This window comes from Actinoplanes sp. NPDC026670, assembly GCF_040638175.1.
Classification (GTDB): Bacteria; Actinomycetota; Actinomycetes; order Mycobacteriales; family Micromonosporaceae; genus Actinoplanes.
The window spans coordinates 1-18,236 of the sequence record NZ_JBEZXU010000028.1 but is presented as its reverse complement, the minus strand read 5'-3'; the positions used below and the strand labels follow the sequence as shown (position 1 = coordinate 18,236).

The window sequence follows — 18,236 nt, the reverse complement described above, 5'->3', positions numbered from 1 at the left end:
GGCGTCCGGCCGAGCCGCGGAGCATGCCTGCTCGGCCGCCGTCGCTCGGCGCGGTCCCGGCCACGCTCGGTGACATCCGAACGGCTCACGTCGATACCCGGAAGGGAGGCATCAGCCGTCCGGTTCACCATCACTGTCGACGCGCGGCGGAAGCCGCCCCGCACCGGCGTCTCTCAGCCGAAGGGGGCCGCTAAACGCTGTACCACCAGCGCTTGGACCGGGACAGACGAGGCTGTTCGCCGGCTCGGACCCGCGCCTGAATCGCCTCACGAACATCCCAGGCCAGCCGGTCACGAAGCCAGGCATGCCCCTCGGCGTGAAGATCACCGAGCGCTGAGCGGTTCAGCTGCATGTCGCTCTTCACCTTCGTCCGGGCCTGCCATGCCTCGTCGTGAGTCCATTCGCCGTCCCGGGCCAGGATCTTCGCATCGGCCTTCGACAGCGCTTCGCCGGTAGCTTTCAATTCGCGATGACGTGAGTCCAGACCAGCCAACCCGAGCAGCTCCGCCGTGCCGTCCGACCCCATCACGGCATCCCACATGCTCAGTCGGCAGGTGAGCAGCCCCAACCGCAAGTCGTACATCTCCAGGACCCGTGGATTCCAATACGCCTCGGCGACAAGACTCGTCTCGTCCAGATCCCGCATCAACTCGCGCAGGATCTCCAGCTCGAACAGTCGGCGCCGCTCCTCGGTGATGCCCACATCGGCGCTACGCTGCGCACGACGGGCCAGCAGGATCGCCACGAGTGCCGCGGTGAGCCCTCCCAGACCGACGACCAGGTTCGTGTAGTCGAGCCAGTCCTTGACGACATCGACCTCGGGCACTGAGCGAAGCACCGGCCCAGGGTAGAGACACCACGCATCCCGCTGCCCACCGGACTGGCCGGCCGGCCCAGATCCGGCGACACTCGGTCAGGAGAAGACCACGGGCACCCAGCCGCTCCCGCACACCTGCACGACGGGCACATTCTTGGTGACCAGCTGCACCTTTCCCATCCACGTCTCGTAGACCGTCTTGGTGCGGTGCAGGGCCGTGATCTGACCCGGGATCACGGTGACCGGCAGGAAATAGGCGCCGGTGAGACGGGAATCCATCCAGACCCTCAAGAAGTCACGGCGATTCTCGATACCCAACTGCACGTGCATGGTGTTTCGGCCATCGGCGCTGCGGAACTGGAAATGTGAGGTCTGCGGAATCCATGACGATTCCCGGCAGTCGGCCCGCGCCGGAGCGGCCGGCACCAGTCCGGCGGAGGTCAGCGTCGCTACCAGCACCGATGCAAGGATGAAGCGACCGACGGACCTGTTGTTTCGGCTGAGCAGCATGAAACCGATCGTAGGAAATGCGCGGGAAAGCCGATGCCGAAGTGGGGTGAATTCACCGGGAAGAGGACCGCTTTTCTCCCGGCCACCGAGGCTGAACGGTCTTAGCCTGTGATCACCGAAATTCGTTCAAGGTAATGCAGAGGAGTTTTTCATGAAACGCAGGCTGGCCGTTGTGCTCGTCGCCCTGCTCACGGTCGCCGTGCCGAGCCCGGCGCAGGCCCTTCCCACCGGGAGCATCGTGTGGTTCCACCCGGGCGGCGACCAGTTCACCCCGTCACAGATCTGGCTGTTCGACGGCACCACCCGAACAGGCTGGCGACGCAACTACATCCCGTCCCTGACGGCGTTCCCGGTACAGAACCAGGACATGTTCACCTACCAGTCGATCGGCAGTACGGATCATCTGCGCTGGACGGTGTCCGGTGGCGCCAGCCAGGTGACGGTCATCAGCCGGGACCAGAACGCCGACATCCTTACCGTGAACCACGACGGCTTCACCCAGACCTGGTACGGCTGCCGCTCCACCGGCCGGCCCCTGTACGCCCAGGCGGCCTGCTGGTGAGTAGGTAAGGGGCTCGGTCGGCTGTGTCCTCACCTCCGGAGCGGGCCGGCCGCGACCAGCGGGTGCATACCTGTCCCGCACCATCAGTGCCTCGCCCGTTCGTGGACGCCTCGATGGCGGCGTCGCATCGCCAGCCCCGTTGCCACGAGCACCGCCGCAGCCAGGCCGGCCGCGATCAGCTGTACCCGGGTCCCCCCGAACCGGCCGGGCGGCGAGGCCATGGTGTCGGCGATCCAGCCGGCGAGATTGTCGACGCGGGCGCTGAGGTCCGGGCCGGTGTGCGGGCACGGCGGCCCCGAGCTCACCACTGCCGCCAGGACCGGGGTTCCGTCTGGTTTCTGCGTGAAGTACGGGCCTCCGGAGTCGTGCGGGCACGGGCTGGTGTCGGCGCGTGGGGCGTGTCCCGAGGTCTCGATGAGCGAGTCACCGACCCGGTCGACGGTGAACTGCCCGGTCTGCAACCGGGTCGCCGGTTCGGAGCTGTCGACGTCGCTGGTCAGCCCGTACCCGGTCAACCGCAGCACATCGCCCGGTGCGGGCGGCTGCGTCGACAGCTGGATCGGCGTGACGCCGGTGATCGGTCTGCTCAGCTCGGCCAGCGCGACATCGGCGCCGTCCGCCTGAACTGCGCTGATCACCTCGGCCTGCTGGCCGTCCCGGCTGCTCAGGTCGGCGCGCCCCACGACGGCGGTGGTCACCTTCGCCACGGTCCGGCTCACCCGCTGCCCGTCGGTGTCGCGGAAGCAATGGCCGGCGGTGATGACCCAGGTCGGCGCGATCAGAGCACCGGAACACCAGCTGTCGCGGGTGCCACCCGTGGCCACGGGCAGGCCGGTCATGGTGAGCAGCACCGAGAACCGGTACTCGCCCACCGCGGCGTCGGTGCCGTTGGCGATGGCACTCGCCGCGCGTGGCGACAGCGGCACAGCGGTCACGGACAGCACCAGCACGGCAACGAGAATCCTGATAAACCTGAACACGAGATCCATCCCGTACGTCGGTCGAGGTGCCGTTCAGGATTGCGGTGGCCGCGTCAAGGGACCATCAGTGACGTCTTTATCGGCTGCTGACAATTGCTGTGCGAACCTGAGCGGGGTGGGCGCGGAGACGGAGGGACTCGCCATGCGGGTGCTGGTGGCGGACGATGAGCAGTTGCTGGCCGACACGGTCGCCAACGGTCTTCGCAAATTGTTCATGGCCGTCGACGTGGTCTACGACGGTGACAGCGCCTCCGAGCGCCTCAGCGTGAACCGCTACGACGTCGCCGTCCTCGACCGGGACATGCCGGGCCGCACCGGCGACGAGGTGTGCCGGGAGCTTGCCGGGTCCGCCGACGGCACCAGGATCCTGATGCTCACCGCAGCGGCCGGAATCCGCGACCGGATCGACGGGCTCGGCCTGGGCGCGGACGACTACCTGACCAAACCGTTCGCCTTCGCCGAGCTCGCCGCCCGCGTACAGGCGCTGGCCCGGCGTTCCGGACCGCCGTTGCCGCCGGTGCTGGAGCAGGCGGGAATCGTGCTGGACAGTACCCGGCACACCGTGACGCGGGGCGATGCGGCGCTCGCCCTGTCGGCCAAGGAGTTCGCCGTCCTGCATGTTCTGATGCGCGCCGGCGGACGGGTGGTCAGTACCGACGAGCTGCTGGAGCAGGCCTGGGACGAACACGCGGACCCGCTCACCAACACGGTACGGATGACGGTCATGACGCTGCGCCGTAAGCTCGGCGAACCGTCCGCGATCCACACCGTGCGCCGGGTCGGCTACCGGCTCGGCTCGTGAGCGGCCGTTCTCCGGGGCGGCGGATCCTCGCGCTCTGCGCGATCGTTCTCGTCGTGGCCCAGCTTCGGCCATGGGCCGTTGACCTGGCTTTCAACATGTGGAGGGAGCTCGGCCCGTCCTGGTGCACGATGGATGTCACGTTCGTGCCCACCGAGCAGACCTCGACGGTGTGCACGCTCGTCTACCGGTGGCCGAGCGTCCCGGTGCTTCTCGTCTCCGCGATGGTGCTCGCCGTCATGCTGGCCGCGTGTTATCCGGCGATGCGCTGGTGCTTGCGGCCGCTGCGTGACGTGGTGGCGGCGATCAGCGACGCCGGGCCGCAGAATCTCGGCCACCGGCTGCGTCTCGGCTCCGGCTCGGGCGAGCTCGCCGTGCTCGGCCGTGCGATCGACACCATGATGGACCGGATCGCCGTCGGTTATGAGGCCCAGCGGCAGTTCGCTGCGAACGCGTCACACGAGTTGCGGACCCCGCTCGCGGTTCAGCGGACCCTGATCGAGGTCAGCATGGCCGACGAGCTCACCGCCGACCAGCTGGACCTGCTCACCGACCAGTTGCTGAGCACCAACGAGCGTAACGAGCGCCTCGTCGAAGGGCTGCTCGTCCTCGCTGAGAGCGACCGTGGCCTGGCCGGCCGGATGCCGATACGCCTCGACCTGGTCACCGCCGCCGTGCTCGACGCCCACCGCAAGAGTGCGGCCAAAGCTGGGGTGACGATCACCAGCGACCTCCAGCCCCGGACGGTGTTCGGCGAACAGGTGCTGCTGGAGCGGCTGGTCACGAACCTCGTGCAGAACGCCGTGAAGTACAACCGGCGCGACGGAACGATCGACGTGCGGGTCGGAGACGACCCGGCCCTGGTCGTCGTCAACACCGGGGACGACGTGCCGTCCGAGATCGTGTCGAGCCTGTTCGAACCTTTTCGGCGTGGGTCGGGCACCCGGGTCGATCACAGCGGCGGCGCGGGTCTCGGGCTGGCGATCGCCAGGTCGATCACTCAGGCTCACGACGGGCTGATCACGGCTTTCTCCGCAGGTCAGGACGGTCTGCGTGTCGAGGTCTCGTTGCCGGTCGGCCCGGTCCGCGACTGACGATCCCCGGCCCAGGGTGCCTTCTGGCCGGGGTGCGCCGTTCACGTTTGGAGGCCTTGTTGCGCTACGGGATGGACCGTTCCTTCGGCCAGCCGGTAGGACAGGCCGACGACGGCGCACCGGCCGGCCGATACTCGCGTGGCTAGTGGCAGGGAGCGTTCCACCAGCCCTGCGACGGTACGCCGGATGTGTTCGTCGACGTACTGGTCGATGTCAGTGAGTCCTTTGGCCCGCGCGGCGAGCACGCTGGGTATGACGCGTTCGACGACGTCTCCGAGGTAGCCTGCCGGCGCGGCGCCCCCGCGTTCGGCTGCGCTGGCCTCGATGACGGCGCCGCAGGAGTCGTGTCCCAGCACGACGACCAGGGGTGCGCCCAGCACGGTGACGCCGTACTCGATGCTGCCCAGCACCTCTGCGCCGGCGACATGCCCGGCGGTGCGCACCACGAACAGGTCGCCCAGCCCACGGTCGAAGATGATCTCCGCGGCGAGACGCGAGTCCGAACAGCCGAACAGTACCGCGAACGGGCGCTGCCCCGGCGCCGACTGCGCTCGGCGATCGGCGTCCTGGTGGGGATGTAGTCGCTCGCCGCGCACGAAACGTGAGTTGCCGTCCAGCAGCATGGCGTACGCCTCAGCGGGCGTGGAGTGGCCAAGATCAGGCATGCGATCAACCTATCCGGCGGCGTGTGCCCGCAGGTGGCGCAGACGATCGCCCCGGCAAAGGGTCACGCAGACCGATCGTCTCCGGGGCAGCGGGTGCCGCGCCGCGTCTTCTTCCCTGCGTTGCGCGTCGTTTGTGTCAGCGCCCCCGAACCCGGTCGCCGGTCGCCTGAGCGCGTTCTTCCGCTGACCGGGCACGTGGTGCGCCCATCAACGCGGGCTGTCGCCGTCGAGGAGGTTCCGGTAGGCCAGGGCCGGACGCAGGGTATGGGTAATCGATTCATCCGGAACCTGTTGAGCGGCCGATCCGGCGCTGGCGGCGGAGCAGGTACCAGGTCAGCCAGGCGAGGAACGCCGCGCCGAGGGTGACGGCTGGTGCGGTGATCCGGTGCGGGGCGACCCTTTCGGCGGTAACGGTCCAGGCGATCGTGGCGGCCAGCCAGCCCAGGGTGCCGCCGAGGAAGCCGGCGGCGACGATGTCCGTCCACCGGTAGGGATCACGGTGCGTGACGATGCCACTCCAGCGGACCATCAGGAAGGGCAGTGCGAAGGCCGCCGCACTGAGGGCGCCGATCAGCGGGCCCTTGATGCCGGCGCCGATCGGCGTCGTGTACTGGAAGGACTGGATGGCGGCCAGGGCCATGAGCAGTGCGCCCAGGAACGAGGTCTGCAGCAGGGTGAGCCGTTCGCGGCGGCGCCCGATCGCGAGGGTGATGGCGGACGACGCGGCGGTGTGCACGGCCTCGATGCGGCGGTTGACGGCGTCGAGCAGGACGACCTCGCGGTCGAGTTCGTCGATGAACCGGGAAAGCTCGGCGTCGTCGGCGGCGAACATGCCATGGGGTTCGTCAGGGTGATGACGACGGGCGTTGCCACGAAGCGTGCGTACCGTCTCGGCCATCTCCAAGATGCGGGTCACGCGCCAGACCAGGCCCGACGTGGCCAACTGATCCTGTCTCAACCGCTCGTCGGCCGCGACCAGTGCGGTGGTGTCCAGTCCGCGCCTGGCGTCGCGGCCCAGCTCGCGCAGCAGGAGCCCGCAGGCGTCGTCGGAGTCGGCGATCAGGCGCGCCAACGGCCGGAGTCCGCGGTGAACGCGGCGCTGATGTCCCGCCCGGAGGAGATTGAGACAGTATCGCGTGAACGGCATGAGGCCCTGCCTGCCGTCCGCGGCCCAGGCCCAGGCGTCGACCAGGTCCTCGGCCGACTCGGGTGCGGCAAGGGTGAACACCTGCCTGGGCTCCAGGGTGGGGGTGCACCGCCAGACAACGGAGCCTCCGGGGCCGAGCCCCGCCTGGGTGGCGTTGTCGTGGCCGCCGAATGCGCGAGAGATCCGCCTGCCCGCCGCGCCGACCCGGTCGACGCCGTCGGGGTCCGGGCTCAACCCCACCAGGACCGCGGTGACGCCGAGTAGGTCGGGGTCGAAGCGGGCAAGATCGGCCCAGCTGTCGGCGAGATCGGTCCAGCCCTCGAGGCCGTCGCGATCGGCGGAGATGGCGGCGATCACCCCGGCCACTCCGTTTTCGACGAACGCGAACATCGACCGGACCCGGCCCGGTGCGCCGCGCCGGGCCGAGGCCACGACCCGGAACTCGCCCTCGGCCGCGACGAGGTCAGGAAGATGCGCCGGGGCGGACTCGCCCAGGCTCGGCTCGGTCATCGCGCCGGCTGCCCGTGCCGCTGACCACAGCTCGTCCAGCCGGTGCCAGCCGCGCAGCGCCGCCTCCGGCGTCCCATCGAGCGAGGCGAAGGCGTAGAGCAGCAGCGCGGGCTTACCGATCGCTGACCGGAGCATCGGTGAGCCACTCCCTCACGGCCGTGTCGACATCGTGGACGAGGGCGACGACGTCGTCAGGCGGGTCCTCCACCAGCGGTGTGCCGGGCTCGGCTCGCACCCGGACGGGCAACAGGTCGTCGAACGTGCCCGCCGCGCGCAGGACGTCCCGGCTCGGCCCGGCGGCCAGGGTGGACCTGAGCACGGCCAGTGCCTCCGCCACCTCACGCCATTCGGCGGCGCTCAGGCGCGCCCGCAAGATGCGAGCAGCCAGGCCGGACAGGTCATCCACGTCGTCGCTGTGCAGGGGTGTGTCGGTCACGCAAGGACCGTACACTCAGCACTTCCTCCACCCCGCGCGCGGAGATGGCACTCGATGAGCTTTTTCGGTCGGAAGAAGTCGCTCGACACCCGATACCTGCAGCTGAAGGAACAAGCCGACCATGCGCTGACCGGGCACCGGGCCGATCTGTGGCCGTCGGTCCGCGATACGGCGTGGGAGCTGCTCAGGGAGGCCGTCATGCGGTTCGACTCCGACCCGAGAGCGCCCATCGTCGCCCACGCGACGGCCAAGATCGCCATTGTTCCGGAGCTGGCCTCCGGCAGCTGGCTCCGCGTGCTGTGGATCGGCTGGGCGGCCTCGGCCGCGGTGGCGACGCTGGACGTCGCGAGTGGCCCCGAGTCCGATACCGGGCTGATGGCGGCGCTTGCCGAAGATCTCTACCGGCGAGCGGAGGTGACCGCCTACGCCGCCCATCGGGCCGGCGTACCGATGGCCGGCGCCGTGCTGGCCGAGCAGTTCACCTCCCTGCGCCTCGGGGAGAGGACACTGTGGCGGTCCATCCTGGCGATGGCCTCCCGGTCAACGGCTGACCTGGAGCACGTCGCGGGCGTCCTGAGCACCCGGATGCAGCTCGCCCGGGAGTCTGCCGGATCGGGCGGGTTCGAGTTCCGCGGCGAACCTGAGCAGTTGAACGCCTGGTTCGAGCGGTCGATCCGGCAGGAGTTCGCGGCCGGCGACCAGGACCGGCGGGGTGGCCGGGTGGCGATGTCCACCGGCGTGGGTGCTGCCATGGAGGCGATGCGGCTCAGCGGGCGGTCGCTGCTGTACGTCGGTGGCGGGCCGGAGGAGGGTGTGGCAGTCCTGCTCGACGCGGCCGCACTGAACGATCCCGACCGTCTGATCGCCGGCAGCATCAGTCTGCCCGGCGTCGATTTCGACTCGGTACAGCGTGCGGTCGCCGGGCTGCACCAGGCCGCCGCCGACCGGCGGTCCCGGCGAGTCAGCGGACGAGTGCTCACCGAACAGGTCGAGAAACTGCTGGCCTGGCTGGGCGAATCGGTGTGGCGGCCGGTCCTGGAGCGCTGGCCCGAGGTGTCGCAGCAGCCGCTGACCGTGATCCCGCTGGGCGAGTTCGCCCAGCTTCCTCTTTACACCGCGACGGTCGCCGGCCGCCCGGCCTGCGCGGAACTCGACCTCACGATCGCCCCGTCCGCCCGGTCGCTGGTGCTGGCAGGTGAGCACCCGGCCGCCACGGGACGGGTCCTCGTCGCCGCGGACCCTTCCTCAGGCGACGACACGCTGCCGTACGTGGTCGACGAGGCCAGGGCCGTCGCTGCGGTCCACGGCACCGAACCGGTCATCTACCACGAACTCGCCGCGCCCGCCCAGGACGACGGCCGGTTGCGTACCGCCGGTCACCCCTCGGGCGAGTCGGCCGGGCCGGAGCTGCTGGGCCGCCTGCGCGGCAGCGCCCTGGTGCACCTCGCCTGCCACGGCATCATCGCTCCGGACCGGCCATTGGAATCCGCCCTGCTCCTGGGTGGCGACCTGACCCTGGAGACGGTCCTGGCCGAAGATCTACTGCCCGGTTGTACGGTCGTGCTGTCCGCCTGTGATCTGGCCGGCATCGGCACCGACCTGCCCGGCGAGCAGCTGGGCTTTCCCGGGGTCCTGCTGGCCGGGGCGGCCCGGACCGTGGTCGCCGCGTTGTGGCCCGTCCCGGACACCCCCCGCACGGTTCGGCTGATGACCCGGTTCCACGAGGAACTCCGCATGACCACACCCACCCGGGCACTGGGTGCGGCGATCGGGCACGCCTTCGACGCGGGGGCACCGGGATCCGGCTGGGCACCGTTCACCTGTTTCGGTGCCTGACCACGTCTGGCATCGACCATCACCTGCGAGGCGGAGACGGGAAACCCGTGAGACTTTTCGGCCGGAAAAGGTCACTCGAAGCCCGATACCTCGAGTTGAGGGACCAGGCAGCACATGCCTTGGCAAGCGAGCAGGCTGACCGGTGGCCGCAGATTCGCGAGGCGGCGTGGCAGCTCCTCACGGACGCGGCAAGGCAGTTCGACTCCGACCCATTGCCGTATGCCATCGCCAACGCGACGACGAAGATCGCCATCTTCCCGGAGCTGGCATGGAAACACTGGCACCGGGTGATGGCGCTCGGCTGGATCCAGTGCGCCGCGGTCGCGTACTTGGAAACCTCCCCCGATCCGGAGTCCAAACCCCAGCTCAAGGAGCTGCTCGCCAAGGACCTCTACCGGCGAGCGGAAACATCCGCGTACGCCGCCCACCGCGCGAACGTGCCGATGGCCGCCGCTCTGCTCGCCGAGATGCTCACGTCCCTGCGCCTCGGGGAACGGGCGATGTGGCGGTCCATCATGGCCCTCGGTTCCCGGTCGACGGCAGACCTGGTGGATTTGGCGAGCAGTATGGACAGCCGGGTGCTGCTCGCGCAGGTGAGGGCCGGGCTGCGGGCGGAACAACCCAGCGGGGAAGGGGCTGAGTTGAACGCCTGGCTGGAGGAGTCGGTCCGGCAGGAGTTCGCGGCCAGTGACGAGGACCGGCGGGGCGCCCGGGTGGCGATGTCCCTCGGGTTCGCCGCGCCTCTGGAGGCGATCCGGCTCAGCGGTAGGTCACTGCTCTATGTGGGTGGCGGGCCGGATGAGGGCGTGGCCGTCCTGCTCGACGCGGCCGCCCTGAGCGATCCCTCCCGGCCGATAGCCGGCAGCATCAGCTTGCCGGGTGTCGACATCAAGTCAGTCGAACGGGAAGTCGCCGGCTTGCACCGGGCCGCCACGGACCGGAGGTCTCGGGTCGGCGGTAGGCCGCTCTCCGAACATGTCGAGCAACTGCTGACCTGGCTGGGTGATCAGGTGTGGCAGCCGATACTGGAAAACTGGCCCGAGCTGTCACAACGGCCGGTCACCGTGATACCGCTCGGCGAGTTCGCCCAGCTTCCCCTTTACACAGCGACGGTGGCCGGCCGCCCGGCCTGCTCGGTTCTCGACATCACCATCGCCCCGTCCGCCCGGTCGCTGGTGATGGCAAGCGAATACCCAGTCGCCACCGGGCGGGCCTTCGTCGCCGCAGACCCCTCGTCGGGCGACGACGAGTTGCCCTACGTTGTCAACGAGGCTGAGGCCGTCGCGGCGGTCTACGACACGAAACCCGTCATCCTCCACCAGCCTGCAGCATCCGTGCAGCAGGATGGCAGGCGGCACCCGTCGTTCGGGCACCCATCGGACGAGTCTGCTGAGCAGGAACTGTTGAGCGGTTTCCGCAGCAGCGCCGTCGTGCATCTGGCCTGCCACGGCATTCTCGCTCCGGACGCTCCGCTGAGATCCGCGCTGTCACTCGGCGGCAACCTGACCCTCGAGACGGTACTCGCTCAGGACTTGAAACCCGGCTGCACCGTCGTCCTCTCCGCCTGCGACCTGGCTGGGATCGGGACCGAACAACCCGGCGAGCAGCTGGGATTCCCCGCGGTCCTGCTGGCCGGAGGCGCCCGGACCGTTGTCGCCGCCCTATGGCCGGTCGCCGAGAGCCCGCGCACGACCCGGCTGATGAGACGCTTCCATCAAGAACTGCAGAGCACCACGCCGACCCGGGCACTCGGAACAGCGATCGGACAAGCCGTGGACTCGGGGACGCCGGCATCGGTGTGGGCGCCCTTCACCTGCTTCGGCGCCTGAACCTGCGACCACCATCGCCCTTCATGAGAACGGCCCGGCCGTTGATGGTCAGTGCCTATGTCCGACGGCGCCAGCCGAGGGTCGTGTCGCCTGTGTGGCCGGCTCCAGAACGGTGGTTCTTGAACGCGCCTGCGAAGGTGGAGCCACATTCGACGGAGGGACGTGGCGATGGAGTGGACCTCGGCGCTGGGGCGGTACGCCGGGCAGCTTCACCGGGCCACCGGGATGGGGCACCACGTGGTCTCCCCGCTGGGCGCCTGGCTGCTGCTGGCGCTGGTCGCGAAGGCGGCACCGCCCGGTCAGGACCTGGCCGAGGCGCTCGGGATGGTCCCGGACGAGGCGGCCGCCGTCGCCGGCGACCTGCTCGAGCAGCCGCACAGCATGGTCGCTGCCGCCTCCGCGGTGTGGTACAGCCCGGATGCCGACGTCTCCGGGCTGGCCGGCTGGTGGGCGGGGCTGCCCCCGGCGACGAGTTTCGGGCCGCTGCCGGGCCGGCCGGAGCTGGACCGATGGGTGCAGGAACACAGCCTCGGTCTCATCGGTGCCATGCCGGACATCTCGCCCCGGGCACTGCTGACCCTGGCGAGCGTGCTGGCCACCAAGGTTTCGTGGCGCGAGCCGTTCGAGGCCGTCCCGGCGGCGGATCTCGGCCGGGACACGCCGTGGGCGTCGCAGCTGGGCCAGGTGCTGCGCACACCGCAGAAGGGCCACCGGATGTTCATCGCCCGGTCGGAGCACGCCGCTGAGGTCATCGTGCATGTGGCGTCCGGCGCGCCCGCCGGGGAGCCCGACTACGACGACCAGGCGGCCGGTGGGGACGGGCTTCAGGTGGTGTCGGTGGCCGCGGCACCCGGTGTCGATCCGGCCCGGGTGCTGGCCGCGGCGTACGAGATAGCTCCTGCCTGTGTCTCGGGCCGTCGGCTGAAGAACCAGGTCTCGCTGTACAAACTGCCGCTCGGTGAGACCCCGTTGTGGACCATCCGGGAGACCGAGGTAGACGGCGCCACCGAGCGTTACTCCGCGGTGCTGCCCTGCTGGTCGGCGAACTCCACGCACGACCTGTCCGTGACGGGTCCGGGATTCCCCGCCGCCGCGGAGATCCTCGCGGGCCTGCTCGGCGTCGACGGCCTCCCGCATCAGGCGCAGCAGACGGCGGTGGCCCGGTACCGGCAGTACGGTTTCGAGGCCGCCGCGTTGACCAGCACGGTGTCTTACCGGTCCGCCGGACGCGGCCCGATGCTCGCGCGGGAGGCCGAGCTGCGCTTCGCTCACCCGTACGCCGTGGTGGCCGTCGCCTCACAGACATCCGGAACCGGCAGTGCCACCGAACCCGGACCCTGGCACGGGGTACCGGTCTTCTCCGCCTGGGTGAGCGAACCGGACGACCTGTTCGCGCGATGAGCACGTCGGCTCGGTTAGCGCAGGGCCGTTCGGAGGAAGTCGCCGATGGCCTCCCAGCTGGGGGCCGGCGCACCGACCGTGATGTGTTCCGTGCCGCCGGCGGTGAGGTGGACGGTGTGGCCGATGTGGTTCGCCGGGTCGAGGACCTCGCGTCGATCGTGGCCGGCGCCGGGCACCGAGAAGAACGTCGCGGTCGCGCCGGCCGCCCGCAGCGCGTTGTAGAGCAGCACGCTCTGCCCGTGCGGGACGAACCGGTCGTCCTGGCCGTGCAGAATCATGATCGGCGGGGCGGCCGGGCTCGCGTAGGTGGCCGGGTCGGTCGCCCGTACCTCATCCGGCCGCGTCTGGATCGGAAAGCCGAGCAGCGCCGACTCCGGTGAGGCGGGGTCGTCGTGGCAGGCCGTCAGGCCGAACGTGTCGTTGAAGAACTCGCGGGCACCGGGCGGCATCTGCTCGTCCATCTGCAGGAAGTTCGTCGGTGGATAGAAGGCGACGGCGGCCCGCACCGCGCTCGGCGGGTCGGCGGCGCCGGTGAGGGCGGCCATCGCAGCGGTCCAGCCACCCGACGAGTCACCCATGATCGCGAACCGGTCCGGGTCGAGGTGGTGCTCGGCGGCGTGGTCGCGCAGCCAGCGGATCGCGGCCTGGATGTCGTGCAGCTGTGCCGGGAACGTGGCCTGGGAGCTGGCGCGGATGCTGACGCCGGCTACGGCGTACCCCATCGGGTTGAAGATCTCGGCTATCAGGCCGGCGCTGTCCTTGCCGTTGTCGGCCATCCAGCCGGAGCCGCCGGTCCAGATCAACACGGGTAGCGGGCCATCGGACGTCGTGGACGGCAGGTGGAGATCGAGCAGGTGACCCCGGCCGCCGGGCGGGTCCGCGGGCGCGTAACTGAGATCCGTGATCATCGGCACGCCGAGAAGCGTAATCGCCGGTGCCGGTGGACGCCGCCACGATGATCGGCGGTCACTGCGGCGGAAGGTCTGCAGCCAGTCCATGATCTGGTCGAAGGTGACGTGGTTGTCGCGCAGGTCCCGATAGCCCTGCTCGACGAGGTCCGGGTCGGCGCCGTCGGCCCGCACCTGCGCCAGGTCGGTCTCGGTCCACAGAAGCGCACCCGTGTGAGCCAGGTCCTGACCATCCCGGGCACCCGGGCGCTGTACGCGATCGTGCTGTGCTGGGTGCTCGCCCACAACCTGCTCTATACACCTACATCGCCCCAATCATCGGCCGCGCCGAACTCACCGCCCGCGTCGACACCGTCCTGCTGGTCTTCGGTCCGGTCGGTGTCCCCGTTCACAGCAGATGCGGCTCAAGGAAGATCCGCATCCGCTGGCGGGTCCTTATCGCTGCGGTGACCGTGTGCTGCGCTCCAAGACTGGCCCGTGCCGTCCGGAGCACGGCGTTGCGCAGCGCGGCACTGTTGGGCTGACGAATCGTCGCCAGGTTTCCGCCGGCGATCAGCGTGTGATGGTGTTCTTCGCCGAGAACGGCGCGAGCTGCTTCGTACGCCTGCTCACCCACCTGAGAGGCTGCCCCGTACGCACCCGCAACTGCCAGGTCGTCGGCGTGATTGACCGCGGCTGCTATCGCGAATGGGTGCGACGCGCCGAGCCGGTGCTGAAGGTCAGCGGCCGCCGATTCTGACATCTCGCGGGCTGCGGTGTGGTTGCCGAGGTGTCGGAGAACCGACGCGAGGTTGCTTCGCAGGGTGAGCGAAACAGGATGACCGGTGGCTAGTGGTGAGACGGCGAGGGCTTCCTCTGCGGCTGCGCGGGCCTGGTCGTGTGCGCCCGCGAACGAGGCGTCCGCAGCCACATCGGACAGGCATAGGACGGTGTACAGGTGGCCTTCCGCCAACAGGCGCCTGCATTGCGCCAGATTTGTGGTGCTGAACTCCCTCGCAAGTTCGTGCTCCGCGAGCCAGCGAAGCGTCGCGGCCAGATTTGCTCGTGCCAACAGGGTTCCGGGATGGTCTGGCCCGACGCTGTCGAGGTGTTGCTGGTAGGACCAGGTGAGCAGTCTGCGCGATTCGGCTAGCTGCCCGAGCCAACGCAGATCAGTGCCGCGGTTACTGGTCACGAACAGCGTGGTCGGATGAGTCTCGCCGAGCCGCTTTCGCTGCCGGGCCGTGGTGTCGGCGCACAACTCCTCCGCGGCGCGGTGCTCGCCGAGCAATCGCATGCTCACGGCAAGGTTGTTGGCGGTCAGGAGGGTCACGGGATGATCATGGCCGTGTGCCCGTCGGCACCGCTCAAGCGTGTCCGTGTCAAGACGGCGGGCGGCCGAGTAGTCGCCGGCGACCCGTAGATCGGCGCCAACGCCGTAGGCGACGGTGAGCGTCAGAATGTCGTTGGGGTCGCCGGTTCGCGACAGTCGAGCCAGCACGTCGGCGTTGATGGCCTGTGCCTCGGCATAGCGAGCTGTCATGCGCAGCAGGTGGGCGAGTTCAACCCGAACCTTCAACGTCGTCGGGTCGTCGTCGCCGAACGGTTGCCACCGCTCGATCGCGGCTCTCGCAATTTCGACCCCGGTGCGGTCGTCACCGCGAAGGCGTAGGTAGCGAACCAGACCCGCGATGAGCAAACGCACTCGTGGTTCGGAGTCCTCCAGAGCTTGGCATGTGAGCACATGGCTGAGAGCGATCGCGTAGGTCGGCCACTCGGCGGCGTCGTCGGGGTTGCCCGGATCGGCGTCGGCAAACGCGAGGCAGGCCAGCCGCCGGTATCGCGTTACGCGGTCAGGACCTAGGTGGTCGAGAATAACGGCCTGAACCAACCGATGAATCTGCAATGTCTGATGCTTGGGATGGAGCCTGGCGAGTGCTGAGCCTGCGATCTCCTGAATCGCACGGCCCTGCGAGATCGGCCCGCGGATGCCGGGCTCCAAGTCGGCAAGCGCGGCAAGGCAGTGTTCGGATTCCAGCAGCATACGAATCGGAATCGGTTCAGGTGCCATACAGGCGCACAGTTCGAGCAGGGATGCGGCCACGGGTCGTTCCGCGCGCATTCGCTGGAGGGCGAGCAGCCACGTAGCCGAGATTGCCCGGCCATAGTCAACGGGCGGTGATTCCTCCAGCAGGCGGACCGGTGCGGTATCAAGGAGTTCCAGGTACTGCTGCACCGGCATGGCCGTGGAGGCCAGCCAGGAACTGGCTTGATCGATGGCCAGCGGGAGATCACCCAGTAGGTCCGCGATCTTGCCGGCATCGTCTTCGAGGTCCGGCATGCGCCGTCGCAGCAAGGCGACACTCTCGTCACGGTCGAAGACCCTGAGCTCCAGTGCATCTATGTACTGGCCCCACCCATGATTACGTGACGTGATCAGAAGCTGGCCAGCGCCGTGCTGTGGCATCAGATCACGTATCGCTGCGGGCTCCTCGGCGTTGTCATAAATAAGCAGCCAGCGCCCGTAGGGCTGTCCTTGGCGTAGCGCGTCAAGGACCAGTTCCGTCCTTTGAGCATCCGCGGCCGCGGCTATCCCGAGATGCTCCGCAAGTGACGTGAGTGACTCACGCACGAGGCTCGGGTGCTCCGCCGGAACCCACCACACCAAATCGAATTCCGCCGCGAAGCGATAGGCGTACTCCACCGCTATCTGTGTCTTTCCGACGCCGCCCAACCCGTACAGTGCCTCAGGCACGACAGCCGTGACGCCGGCCGCGAGCCGCTCGTGCAGCTCACCGATGACCGCAGCCCGGCCGACGAACACCGGGTTTCGCGGTGGCATCTTCCACACTCGCGGCCATGCACCTGGGAATCGCCGACTGATCCCGGGCCCTGTCGCCGGCTCTCGAACCGCCACACCGTGCAGGCGGCCGATCGCAGTGAACAGAGCGTCACGGGACCGTTCCTCAGGGAGGCCCACCAGGTTGAGGGTTTCATTCTCCGGCGTACCCGATCCCCAGCCTGCACCGACACGGACGACCAGCCGGTTGCTGTAGGACTTCGCGGACCAGCGTCTGGAGGCCGGCGGCTGCGCCGATACAACGATCGTTCCAGGCCGAGCATCGGGAAGCTCCCGGAGTTGGGCATTTACACCCGCCGAAACGAGTTCGGACCGTGTCCATTGAGCCCATCGCCAATCGACCGGGGCATGCTCGACGGAAAGCATCGCAAGAGGCTCAGGCGCTGTCGCCTCTCGCGTTCTGGCCCGGCTGTCCGCCCAGGCGACCCCTGCAGCGACTGCAACGAGCAGGCAAACCGTGACAATCAGGGTAACCGTACGGTTCTGAGTGACGATGTTGGTGCCGGCGCCGATGAGTGCCGACAGTACTACGCTGAGCGCCGCGAGAACCGACGTTCCCGATCTTCGACCGCCTGTCGCCTCTTTTCCCACGCAGCCCACTCTATCTATCGGTCACCACATCAGCACCTACCGCAATCACTGCAATGCAGTGACGCTTCCATCGAATTTGCACGACTCACCCAGCCGTCGTTCGATATGGCGTATCAGCCCATACAAAGCCTTGCAGAAAACACTCGGTCGATTGTAGCCGTGCGCTGCTGAGAATCGGTGGGCGAGAAGACCTCCCCCGCACACGGAGAAGACCGGGCACGTCAGGCACGTAGTGGATGCCGCGGTAGCCTTGTCCCGCGTCGCGCTGACAGCCGGCAGCGATTCTACTCGCGCAAGCGCGGTTTCCGAAACCGTCATACCGGTGGCAGTGGCCCCAGAGAACGACGTTTTCAGTGCATCTAAAGAATGGTACGAACCATCCGTCTCAATAGTGACCACCCCGCGGCTTACACTGCCGAGGAAGTCCATTCCGTAGGTTCCTCCCAGCAGTAGTTTCATGATTACTTCGAAAGAGCGGATTCGCATCTCCGTTGCGTCATCGAACCAAAGGTCGAAAAGCTTCGCCAGCCAAGCGCCGTACTCAAGGGGCGACTGGTGGGCCGGAAAGGTGTCGTAGTTGTAATGCGGGAGAAGAAAGTCGACACTCGGACTGGAAAGGCGGTTGAAGAATGCCAGAGCCTCGGCCGGATTCACGTCAAGATCGATCACCGCCAGGAATCCCGTGAAGAGCCGTGCACCCTGACTGCTAGCGCGAAGTCGACTTACCCCGGCCATCGTCGCCGCCGCCGATCCGGTGCCGTTCTTATTGATTCTTCGCAGGTCGTTGGAGATCGGCTGCCCATCGAGGCTAACGCTCGTAAATACGTTTTCCGCTATTAACAGGTCGACGATATCCGGCGTTATCAGCACGCCGTTGGTCTGAATTCCGAATCGAACGGCCCTCGGCCCGGCAGCCCGGCGGACCGTTTCGAAGAATCGACGCAGTCCAGGAACTCCGAGCAGTAAAGGCTCGCCACCATGAGCCACCACAGTAAGCGTCAGATTCGGCTTGTCAGCCAAATATTCGGCTATCCGGCGAGACACATCCTTCATCGTTTCATCGGCCATGAAGCGTGGCTGCATCCGCCAGGTCTGATCAGAATGTTCATACATGTAACAATAGGTGCACGCGAGATTGCACCGACTGGCCAGCTTGACGACAATCGTACCCAGCGGGTTACGGCTGTCATATTCTGGCCGGTAGGGCAGCTTGTCATTGAGCCATTTTCATCGTGACGGTGCAGGTCACGGGCAGTACGGGAGGCCGGTGTCCACGTAGGACGAGGCTCCCGGTAAGACAGCAGTCGACCAA

General features: G+C 68.1%; 15 protein-coding genes. 6 read left to right on the top strand and 9 right to left on the bottom strand.

The genetic code is table 11. The annotated features are described in order from the left end of the window. Window positions 1-190: 190 nt before the first annotated feature. Window positions 191-826: a hypothetical protein gene (locus tag AB0E94_RS26140; protein ID WP_360330693.1), complete on the bottom strand. Its 636-nt coding sequence runs from the start codon at window positions 824-826 to the stop codon at window positions 191-193. Between the two features lie 87 nt (window positions 827-913). Beyond that, entirely contained in the window at window positions 914-1,327 is a 414-nt protein-coding gene (locus AB0E94_RS26135) for a hypothetical protein (protein ID WP_360330690.1), read from the bottom strand. A gap of 151 nt (window positions 1,328-1,478) precedes the next feature. On the opposite strand from AB0E94_RS26135, the gene AB0E94_RS26130 reads away from it, so the two are divergent. Continuing rightward, entirely contained in the window at window positions 1,479-1,889 is a 411-nt protein-coding gene (locus AB0E94_RS26130) for a hypothetical protein (RefSeq protein WP_360330687.1), read from the top strand. A gap of 83 nt (window positions 1,890-1,972) precedes the next feature. On the opposite strand, the gene AB0E94_RS26125 is transcribed toward AB0E94_RS26130, so the two are convergent. Next, on the bottom strand, window positions 1,973-2,839 hold the full coding sequence (locus AB0E94_RS26125; RefSeq protein WP_360330684.1) for a trypsin-like serine protease: 867 nt from the start codon (window positions 2,837-2,839) through the stop codon (window positions 1,973-1,975). 172 nt (window positions 2,840-3,011) lie between these two features. Here AB0E94_RS26125 and AB0E94_RS26120 point away from each other — a divergent pair, with 172 nt between their 5' ends. Both AB0E94_RS26120 and AB0E94_RS26115 read left to right on the top strand, forming a co-directional pair. Then, entirely contained in the window at window positions 3,012-3,671 is a 660-nt protein-coding gene (locus AB0E94_RS26120) for a response regulator transcription factor (RefSeq protein ID WP_360330956.1), read from the top strand. Next, a complete protein-coding gene (locus AB0E94_RS26115) occupies window positions 3,668-4,762 on the top strand; it encodes a HAMP domain-containing sensor histidine kinase (protein WP_360330681.1) in 1,095 nt (364 codons plus the stop codon). Before AB0E94_RS26120 ends, AB0E94_RS26115 begins: the two co-directional genes overlap by 4 nt. A 41-nt stretch (window positions 4,763-4,803) precedes the next feature. On the opposite strand, the gene AB0E94_RS26110 is transcribed toward AB0E94_RS26115, so the two are convergent. From AB0E94_RS26110 to AB0E94_RS26100, 3 genes are all read right to left on the bottom strand, one after another. Then, a complete protein-coding gene (locus AB0E94_RS26110; RefSeq protein ID WP_360330678.1) occupies window positions 4,804-5,427 on the bottom strand; it encodes a carbonic anhydrase in 624 nt (207 codons plus the stop codon). A 277-nt stretch (window positions 5,428-5,704) separates the two neighbouring features. Further along, window positions 5,705-7,219, bottom strand: coding sequence for a CATRA conflict system CASPASE/TPR repeat-associated protein (locus tag AB0E94_RS26105; protein ID WP_360330675.1), 1,515 nt, complete (start codon window positions 7,217-7,219; stop codon window positions 5,705-5,707). Beyond that, window positions 7,197-7,520, bottom strand: a complete 324-nt coding sequence (locus tag AB0E94_RS26100) for a hypothetical protein (protein ID WP_360330672.1) — start codon at window positions 7,518-7,520, stop codon at window positions 7,197-7,199. Before AB0E94_RS26100 ends, AB0E94_RS26105 begins: the two co-directional genes overlap by 23 nt. A gap of 54 nt (window positions 7,521-7,574) precedes the next feature. On the opposite strand from AB0E94_RS26100, the gene AB0E94_RS26095 reads away from it, so the two are divergent. From AB0E94_RS26095 to AB0E94_RS26085, 3 genes are all read left to right on the top strand, one after another. Next, on the top strand, window positions 7,575-9,356 hold the full coding sequence (locus tag AB0E94_RS26095) for a CHAT domain-containing protein (RefSeq protein WP_360330669.1): 1,782 nt from the start codon (window positions 7,575-7,577) through the stop codon (window positions 9,354-9,356). Between the two features lie 119 nt (window positions 9,357-9,475). Next, window positions 9,476-11,185: a CHAT domain-containing protein gene (locus AB0E94_RS26090; RefSeq protein WP_360330666.1), complete on the top strand. Its 1,710-nt coding sequence runs from the start codon at window positions 9,476-9,478 to the stop codon at window positions 11,183-11,185. 168 nt (window positions 11,186-11,353) lie between these two features. Further along, entirely contained in the window at window positions 11,354-12,586 is a 1,233-nt protein-coding gene (locus tag AB0E94_RS26085) for a hypothetical protein (RefSeq protein WP_360330663.1), read from the top strand. A gap of 14 nt (window positions 12,587-12,600) precedes the next feature. On the opposite strand, the gene AB0E94_RS26080 is transcribed toward AB0E94_RS26085, so the two are convergent. From AB0E94_RS26080 to AB0E94_RS26070, 3 genes are all read right to left on the bottom strand, one after another. After that, entirely contained in the window at window positions 12,601-13,779 is a 1,179-nt protein-coding gene (locus tag AB0E94_RS26080; RefSeq protein ID WP_360330660.1) for an alpha/beta hydrolase, read from the bottom strand. Window positions 13,780-13,882: 103 nt separating this feature from the next. Next, window positions 13,883-16,924, bottom strand: coding sequence for an FxSxx-COOH system tetratricopeptide repeat protein (fxsT, locus tag AB0E94_RS26075; RefSeq protein ID WP_360330657.1), 3,042 nt, complete (start codon window positions 16,922-16,924; stop codon window positions 13,883-13,885). Between the two features lie 45 nt (window positions 16,925-16,969). After that, entirely contained in the window at window positions 16,970-18,088 is a 1,119-nt protein-coding gene (locus AB0E94_RS26070; RefSeq protein WP_360330953.1) for a radical SAM protein, read from the bottom strand. Between the last annotated feature and the right edge of the window lie 148 nt (window positions 18,089-18,236).

Excerpts from the sequence above, each read along its gene's own strand:
- AB0E94_RS26095 (WP_360330669.1), top strand. The coding sequence starts at position 7,575 with ATGAGCTTTTTCGGTCGGAAGAAGTCGCTCGACACCCGATACCTGCAG.
- AB0E94_RS26135 (WP_360330690.1), bottom strand. The coding sequence starts at position 1,327 with ATGCTGCTCAGCCGAAACAACAGGTCCGTCGGTCGCTTCATCCTTGCA.
- AB0E94_RS26130 (WP_360330687.1), top strand. The coding sequence starts at position 1,479 with ATGAAACGCAGGCTGGCCGTTGTGCTCGTCGCCCTGCTCACGGTCGCC.
- AB0E94_RS26105 (WP_360330675.1), bottom strand. The coding sequence starts at position 7,219 with ATGCTCCGGTCAGCGATCGGTAAGCCCGCGCTGCTGCTCTACGCCTTC.
- AB0E94_RS26120 (WP_360330956.1), top strand. The coding sequence starts at position 3,012 with ATGCGGGTGCTGGTGGCGGACGATGAGCAGTTGCTGGCCGACACGGTC.
- AB0E94_RS26110 (WP_360330678.1), bottom strand. The coding sequence starts at position 5,427 with ATGCCTGATCTTGGCCACTCCACGCCCGCTGAGGCGTACGCCATGCTG.
- AB0E94_RS26085 (WP_360330663.1), top strand. The coding sequence starts at position 11,354 with ATGGAGTGGACCTCGGCGCTGGGGCGGTACGCCGGGCAGCTTCACCGG.